Origin of the sequence: Sulfitobacter sp. UBA4523 (genome assembly GCF_002388305.1) — a bacterium.
In the GTDB taxonomy this organism is placed as follows: Bacteria; Pseudomonadota; Alphaproteobacteria; order Rhodobacterales; family Rhodobacteraceae; genus Sulfitobacter; species Sulfitobacter pontiacus.
Map to the genome: position 1 here is coordinate 1 of NZ_DGMH01000031.1, position 7,019 is coordinate 7,019.

Sequence of the window (7,019 nt, forward strand, 5' to 3'; positions counted from 1 at the left end):
TTACAAATCAGTTGCTCTACCAGCTGAGCTATAGGGGCACTGAGGGAGCGTTTAAGAGATTGCTGCGGGCCGTGCAAGAGGGGAAATGTCAATTTTTTGCAGTTTTACACAAGTCGCAGGAAAGGCTATTGGAAAGCCGGTATCAGTAAGGGTGAGAAGACGTTCATGCAGTTGATTTTGCACACAGGTGCCCATTACACCGAAGAAGACAGGCTGCTGAAAAGCCTCCAGTCGAACCACGATCTTTTGACGCAGGCGGGCACCCATGTGCCGAGCCCCGCAACCTATCGTGGTCTGTTTCGCGATACGTTGAATGCGATGTATAAAACATCCGCCTCGGACGGGGCGCGGGATGTCTTGCTGGACGCGGTCATGGGGGATTCCGACGCGGATCGGGTGATCTTTTCCGACGCGAACTTCTTTCGCACCCCTGCGACGGCGGTTGTTGAAGGGATGCTTTATCCCGCTGCCCCTGTGCGGATGATGCGCATGGCGCAGCTTTTCCCCGAGGATGAGCTGCAGATTTTCATGGGCATCCGCAATCCCGCGACCCTGCTGCCGGTGCTGTATGATGTGTCGGCCGATAAATCTCCGCCGCAGTTCTGGGGCGACAAGGATCCGCTGGATGTGCGTTGGTCCGACACGCTGGCGCTGCTACGTGATTCTGCGCCCGAGATTCCCGTGACCGTATGGTGCAACGAAGACGCCCCCCTGATCTGGGGGCAGATCATGCGCGAGATGGCGGGCCTGCCCACGATGGCACCCTTGGACGGCGAATTCGACCTGCTGGAAACGATCATGCGCCCCGAAGGCATGAAACGGTTCAAATCCTATCTGGCCTCCCACCCCGAGATGACAACGGCAGAGCACCCGCGCGTGATCGCGGCGTTTCTGGACAAATACGTGATCGACGACGCGCTCGAGGAAGAGCTGGACATGCCCAGCTGGACCGAAGAGCTGGTCGAAGAGATGACCGAGGTTTACGACGAAGACGTTGCGCGCATTCAGGAAATTCCCGGCGTGCGGGTGATCCTGCCATAACGGCGGGACCACCGCCTTAGGTCAGCTGTCAAATGGCAGGCTGCGCAGGGTTACTTTGCGGGCCTCGTCCCCGATGACCACGTGGAGCGACGCTTGCTTTGCATCCGATGCGATCATCCCGACCCCGATATTGGCCTTGAAACGTTTGGAATAGACGTAGTCGCTGAGCACACCGCGCGGCTGGCCTTTATCGTCCAGCACGGGAATTGAATGTCCCGCCCCCGTCAGTGGCGCGCCCGCGATGACAAAGCCTGACCTTTCCCGTTGCGTGCCTTCATCGGCAATACGGCGCAGCGCCTCTTTGCCGATAAAATCCTCGGGGGTCTCAAGATCGACCAGCTTGCCCAGGCCGATGTCATACGGGGTGCAGGGGTTGGTCTGAAGACGACCATCCGCACCATAGGACACCAGCCCGCTTTCGATCCGTTCAACGTCATTGGGCGCACCGGGGCGGATGCCAAAGGGCGCGCCTGCGGCCTTTACCTTTGCCCATAGCTCCCCCCCCGCGACTGCTGTCCTGGAGATACAGTTCGAAGCCGCCCTGTTTCGACCAGCCCGACCGCGCCAGCACCAGCGGGATATCCCCCAGCTGCGTTTGCTTGAAGCCGAAATACCTCAGATCACGCACCCAGTCGCCGAACAGCGCGGTGATCACCGCCTCGGCCTTGGGGCCCTGAACCGCCAGCGGGGAGACGTCTGGCTCAACCACGGTCACGTCCCACCCGCGCTCTGCCGCGATGGCGCTGGCCCATAGGGCGATGTCACTGTCCGCAATCGACAGCCAATATCGATCCTGCGCCAGCATGAGCAGCACGGGGTCGTTGATAAGCCGCCCCTGATGGTCGCACATGGGCACATAGCGCCCCTGCCCGATCCGGGTTTTCGACATATCGCGCGTGGTCAGATACTGGATCAGCCGCGCCGCATCCGGCCCGGACAGTTCGACCTGGCGTTGCGCCGCGACATCCCACATAGCCACACCGTTCATCAGCGCGTCATATTCCCCCTCTGGGTCGCCATAATGCGCTGGTATGAACATGTGATTATAGACCGAGAAACAAGCCACACCCTCTGCGACAGTCGCATCGAAATAGGCGGATTTGCGATTATTCGGGCCAATGCCGATCTGAAACGTCATAGGGGAGATCCTTTTGCCAAGGCCCACCGTACCATCCCTGTGCCCTGTCCCAAGGCGCGGGTGTCAGGGAACGGCGATGCCATCAGGCGGGCGCTCGCTTTTTCTGACACGGCAAAGCCCCGCACATCAACCGGCATCCTCCCAAAGGTTGGGGGCGCGCGGGCAATGGCGGGGCCTAGGGTGTGTCTAGGGTGTGAAACGCCCCCTCGGCATCCTTTGCGACAGGGGCGCGTCAGGTTACTGCGCGGCCAGCAGTTCGGGCACGCTCAGCAGCACCACTTCGTTATCCGCAGCGGCATCCAGCTTGCGCCCGGAAGAGAACGGCAGGTTGTTGTCCACGGCGACCATGATGTGCGTCTCGTCCACCCGCATCACGTCCTCGATGGTGAAGAACGGCAGGCTGAACCGCCCTGCCTCGCCGCCATCGGTTTCGATGCGGGCCTTGCCCTCGGGGTCGGCGATGTTCATCAGGTCGATCTGGCCGATGCGGCGCACATAGCCCTCTGCATCCACATCGGCGGTATCGATCAGGACCACATGCTTGACCATCGCGGGGTTCGGGAAACAATCTGCCTGCGGGTCACCGGCGCATTTCAACGAAGGCTCGCCCTCGCCATTGTCACGCTCGATCACCAGCGCGCGGGTCTCGTCGATGAAGTTGAAGTCACCGATCGCCGTGGCCCCTTCGGCCAGCTTGAACTTGAAGCCCTCGCCCGTCCAGTCGCGTGCCTCGGGGTCAAAGGCCATGACGCGCAGGAAATCACCTTCGCTCTCGCCGCTCGCGGCCAGCAGAGGTTTCTCAAGCATAGCCCACAGCAAACCCGTCTCAGGCTGCAGCGCCATGCCCTCGTACCCGCCCGAGCGTGGCACCGTCCAATCCGTCCCCTTCACCGATGTGGCCGAGATACCGGGCGTGTCCGGCCCTTTTAGTTGAACACCATCCACCATCGTCGGATAGACGCCCTTGATCCGCCCGTCCAATGTGGCCTCGATCAGATAGGGGCCGAACTCCTCGCCGATCCAGATGCTGTCGCCAACGCGCTGGATGCTCTCCAGATCGAAATCCGCGCCGGTCAGATAGCGGCTGTCTGTCCCGCCATAGGAAATGCGGAAGGGCACTTTGAAATCGGGATCATGCAGAAAAACGGTTTCCTTGATCTCGACCTCGCCCGTGTCGAAATCAGCGTCCATCCGGCTGAAGAACAACAGCGTATCGGGGCTGTTCGCCTTGGAGCCAAAGCCGTTGTCCGTCAGCACATAGACCGACCCATCCTCGGCACGGTTCATCGCGAAACCGGAAAACCCCTGCAACGGCTGGCCGATGAAGGGCAGGTTCAGCCCCGTCAGCCGTTTGCCATGCAGCCCGCCCGTATCGCCCGGCACCGACATCGGCACGCCATTACGCGCGCCACCAGTGAATTTACCACTGATCCACGCATCCTTCGGCGCATCCGCTGGCGGCGCGACAAGGCTCAGCGCAGGCAGGTAGGCATGGCCCGCAAGCGTGGCATCAAACGTCTCTTGCGCGGCAGCGGGGACGGCAAGAAGGGACAGGGCAACAGGAAGAATAGGGTGTTTCATAAGGCTCTCCGTTAAAGACGGCCCCTGATCCGCGATTCTGGTAACAGCCGCGTAACGCAAAGGTGACGGTTCCACGACAGGCGCGGAATTGGGGAGAGACGTGATGGAGAGGTGGGATATTGGCGGAGGAGGTGGGATTCGAACCCACGGTACGCTCTCACGCACGCTGGTTTTCAAGACCAGTGCATTCGACCACTCTGCCACTCCTCCGCAGCAAGCACCGCATAGAGGGGTGTCAGCGATTCTGCAAACCTGGAAATGACGCGCACTGTGGCACCGTAACGCAAGACAGCGGCAGCCCGTGTTGGGCGGGTTCCGGCCGGGTGGGGAAATTTGCCGATGCCGTCCTGTCAGCCTTTCCAAAACCCCTGTACCCGCGCTAGTGTAGCGCAAAGACCCCGGCAATGGGGCATCAAACATGCCGTATTGACGGCGCGATCAGGCGGCGGCGGACAACGCCGCGCCAGCAGGCAAGGACGACGGACATGAACAGCCTCAGGCTACACCCTTTTTCTGGCAACCGGCCGCTGCGGTGCACGGTAGGGGTTTTGCTGATGATGACGACTTTGGCGGGCTGCGATGCGGTCGGCAATCTGACCGGCGGTCAGAAAGGCTCTGCGGCGGCACCGTCCAGCTCGACCAAGCTGGTGGAGCGTGACGTCGAAGCGCCCGAGGTTTTCTCGGTCAGTGATCAGGGGCTTTGGGACGGACGCCCCAGCCTTGGCGGTGTCTGGGTCGCGCATCCCGATGTCACAGATCCCGAACGGGTGATCATCCGCAACGAGGCCAATGGCAAATTCGTCATCGGCGCGTTGTTCCGCCGTGAACGCGATCTGCCCGGGCCCAAGCTGCAGATGTCGTCGGATGCGGCGGCGGCCCTTGGTATTCTGGCCGGTGCCCCTGCGCCATTGAACGTCACCGCCCTGCGCCGTCAGGAGGTCGACGACACCCCTGCCCCCGACGCAGCCCCCGAGGGCACGATCGAAACCCCCTCGGAAGTGACAGAAACCACGCTTGATCCGGTCGCTGTCACGGCTGGTGCCGCGATTGATGCCGCCCCCGCTGCGGCCAAACCCGCTGCCCCTACGGCCCCGAAACCCGCAGCCCCCAAACCTGCGTCTTCGCTGGCCAAGCCCTTTGTCCAGATCGGCATTTTCAGCGTAGAGGCAAATGCCGAACGCGCGGCCAACCAGATGCGCAGCGCGGGCATGTTGCCCACCGTCAAACGCAGCGAGATCAACGACAAGCCGTTCTGGCGCGTGGTCGTCGGCCCTGCCGCAACGAAATCCGAACTGACCAATTTGCTGAAATCCATCAAGACCGAAGGGTTCTCTGACGCCTACGCCGTGTCGAACTGACCCACCGCCAAAGGAAACTGCCATGATCCGTATTTTTGCAGCCACGATTGCGACCCTTCTGTTGGCCCTGCCCGCGCAGGCGTTCGAGACACAGGCCCGCGCGGCCTATGTGGTCGACCAGACCACCGGCACCGTGCTGCTGACCAAGAACGCGGATGAACCCCTGCCGCCGGCCTCCATGTCGAAACTGATGACGCTGTATATGGCGTTCGAGGCGATCGAGCGGGGCAAAAGCAATGGCGGGCTGGACCTGACAGAGGAACTGCCCGTGTCGCAGCACGCCATGTCCTACGGCGGGTCGACCATGTTTCTGGACACCACCGACCGCGTAAAGGTCGAAGACCTGCTGCGCGGCATCATCGTGCTGTCGGGCAATGACGCCTGTGCCGTGATCGCCGAAGCGCTGAGCCCCGATGGGTCAGAGGCCGGTTTTGCCCGCCTGATGACCCAGCGGGCGCAGCAGATGGGCATGACCAACTCGACCTTCGCGAACTCCAACGGCTGGCCTGCCGCCGGTCACCGCATGTCGCTGCGCGATCTGGGGCTGCTGGCCACCCGCCTGATCGAGGATTACCCGCAGTACTACCCGATGTTCTCGCAGCGCGAATTCCTGTTTGACGGGCGCGCGCCGCAAAACAAGACCAACCGCAACCCGCTGCTGGGGCTTGGCATCGGCGCGGACGGGCTGAAAACCGGCCACACCGAAGAAGCAGGCTACGGGCTTGTCGGCTCTGCCAAACAGGGCGACCGCCGCGTTGTGTTTGTTCTGTCCGGTCTCGAAAGCGCCGCGGCCCGCGCGCAGGAATCGGAATCGATTGTGAACTGGGCCTTCCGCCAATTCTCGCAACGGTCCATGGGCAAAGCCGGCACAATGATTGCCGAAGCCCCCGTGGCGCTTGGCGCGCAGGGTGCCGTTGGCCTTGAACTGGAAAGCGATCTGTCGGTGCTAGTGCCTGTGTCCGGCGGCAGCGATGTCTCTGCCGAGGTGGTTTATACCGGCCCGCTGCGCGCGCCCATCACCAAGGGCCAGAACATCGGCGAACTGGTGCTGACCCGCGGTGACCTGCCAGAGGTACGTGCACCGCTGGTTGCCCGCGACAGCGTTGCCGCAGGGGGGTTCATGGTCAAACTTGAAGCCGCAGCCCGCCATCTGCTGACCCGGTTGAACGAAGGGCCAGAGGCCGCTTCGTGAGCACCGCGGTCAAGGGCCTGTTCATCAGCTTCGAAGGCATCGACGGCTCGGGCAAATCGACCCAGACCAAATTACTGAAAGACCGGCTTGAGGCCGACGGGCATCAGGTCGTGCTGACCCGCGAACCCGGCGGCTCCCCCGGGGCCGAGGAAATTCGCGCCCTGGTTTTGCAGGGCGATCCTGACCGTTGGTCCGCCCGAACCGAGATCCTGCTTTTCACCGCCGCCCGTCGGGATCACCTTGAACGCACGATCCTGCCTGCGCTTGAGGCGGGCAAGATCGTGATCTGCGACCGCTTTGCCGATTCCACCCGCATGTATCAGGGGCTCAGCCGTGGTGACCTGCGCGGTGCCGTGGACCAACTGCACAGCCTGATGATCGGCGTCGAGCCCGATGTCACCGTCCTGATCGATATGGACCCCGGCGAAGGGCTCAGCCGCGCGCTGTCGCGCAACACGGTCGAGGAACGGTTCGAGGATTTCGGCGAAAGCCTGCAGGTCGCCATGCGCGCCGGCTTCCTGTCGCTTGCCGCTGAATTCCCCGATCGTTTCGTCACCATCAACGGCGCACAATCCATCGATGCGGTGGCGGCGGATGTGTTTGCGCAGGTGCGCCCGCGTCTTGATGCGCGCTGACCCCTTTTCCTGCCGCCGCAATCTGCTAGACCACGTGACATGAGTGATGACGCCCCCCAGCCCGACCGTATCGA

Annotated in this window: 7 protein-coding genes and 1 tRNA gene; 4 read left to right on the plus strand and 4 right to left on the minus strand. The window is 62.3% G+C overall.

Going from position 1 to position 7,019, the window contains the following annotated elements:
• Positions 1 to 165: 165 nt before the first annotated feature.
• Positions 166 to 1,041, plus strand: a complete 876-nt coding sequence (locus B3849_RS07910) for a hypothetical protein (protein ID WP_005852722.1) — start codon at positions 166 to 168, stop codon at positions 1,039 to 1,041.
• Positions 1,042 to 1,062: 21 nt separating this feature from the next.
• Here the strand turns inward: B3849_RS07910 and B3849_RS17615 are convergent, their stop codons facing one another.
• The 4 genes from B3849_RS17615 to B3849_RS07925 form a co-directional block, all read right to left on the minus strand.
• The gene (locus B3849_RS17615) at positions 1,063 to 1,449 is read right to left on the minus strand and encodes a hypothetical protein (protein ID WP_340250613.1); all 387 of its coding nucleotides are present in this window, start codon (positions 1,447 to 1,449) and stop codon (positions 1,063 to 1,065) included.
• 25 nt (positions 1,450 to 1,474) lie between these two features.
• On the minus strand, positions 1,475 to 2,179 hold the full coding sequence (locus tag B3849_RS17620) for a hypothetical protein (protein WP_340250615.1): 705 nt from the start codon (positions 2,177 to 2,179) through the stop codon (positions 1,475 to 1,477).
• A 237-nt stretch (positions 2,180 to 2,416) separates the two neighbouring features.
• Positions 2,417 to 3,760, minus strand: coding sequence for an esterase-like activity of phytase family protein (locus B3849_RS07920; protein WP_278424510.1), 1,344 nt, complete (start codon positions 3,758 to 3,760; stop codon positions 2,417 to 2,419).
• A gap of 120 nt (positions 3,761 to 3,880) precedes the next feature.
• Positions 3,881 to 3,970, minus strand: a tRNA-Ser gene (locus B3849_RS07925).
• Positions 3,971 to 4,314: 344 nt separating this feature from the next.
• Here B3849_RS07925 and B3849_RS07930 point away from each other — a divergent pair.
• The 3 genes from B3849_RS07930 to tmk are packed head-to-tail and all read left to right on the plus strand — an operon-like array spanning position 4,315 to position 6,945.
• Positions 4,315 to 5,118 (plus strand): SPOR domain-containing protein, encoded by an 804-nt coding sequence (locus tag B3849_RS07930; protein WP_009826690.1) that lies wholly within the window; start codon positions 4,315 to 4,317, stop codon positions 5,116 to 5,118.
• A 22-nt stretch (positions 5,119 to 5,140) separates the two neighbouring features.
• A complete protein-coding gene (locus B3849_RS07935; RefSeq protein ID WP_005852693.1) occupies positions 5,141 to 6,310 on the plus strand; it encodes a D-alanyl-D-alanine carboxypeptidase family protein in 1,170 nt (389 codons plus the stop codon).
• Positions 6,307 to 6,945 carry a dTMP kinase gene (tmk, locus tag B3849_RS07940; protein ID WP_278424512.1) on the plus strand — a complete coding sequence of 213 codons (639 nt, stop codon included), beginning with the start codon at positions 6,307 to 6,309 and terminating at the stop codon, positions 6,943 to 6,945. Before B3849_RS07935 ends, tmk begins: the two co-directional genes overlap by 4 nt.
• The last annotated feature ends 74 nt before the right edge of the window (positions 6,946 to 7,019 follow it).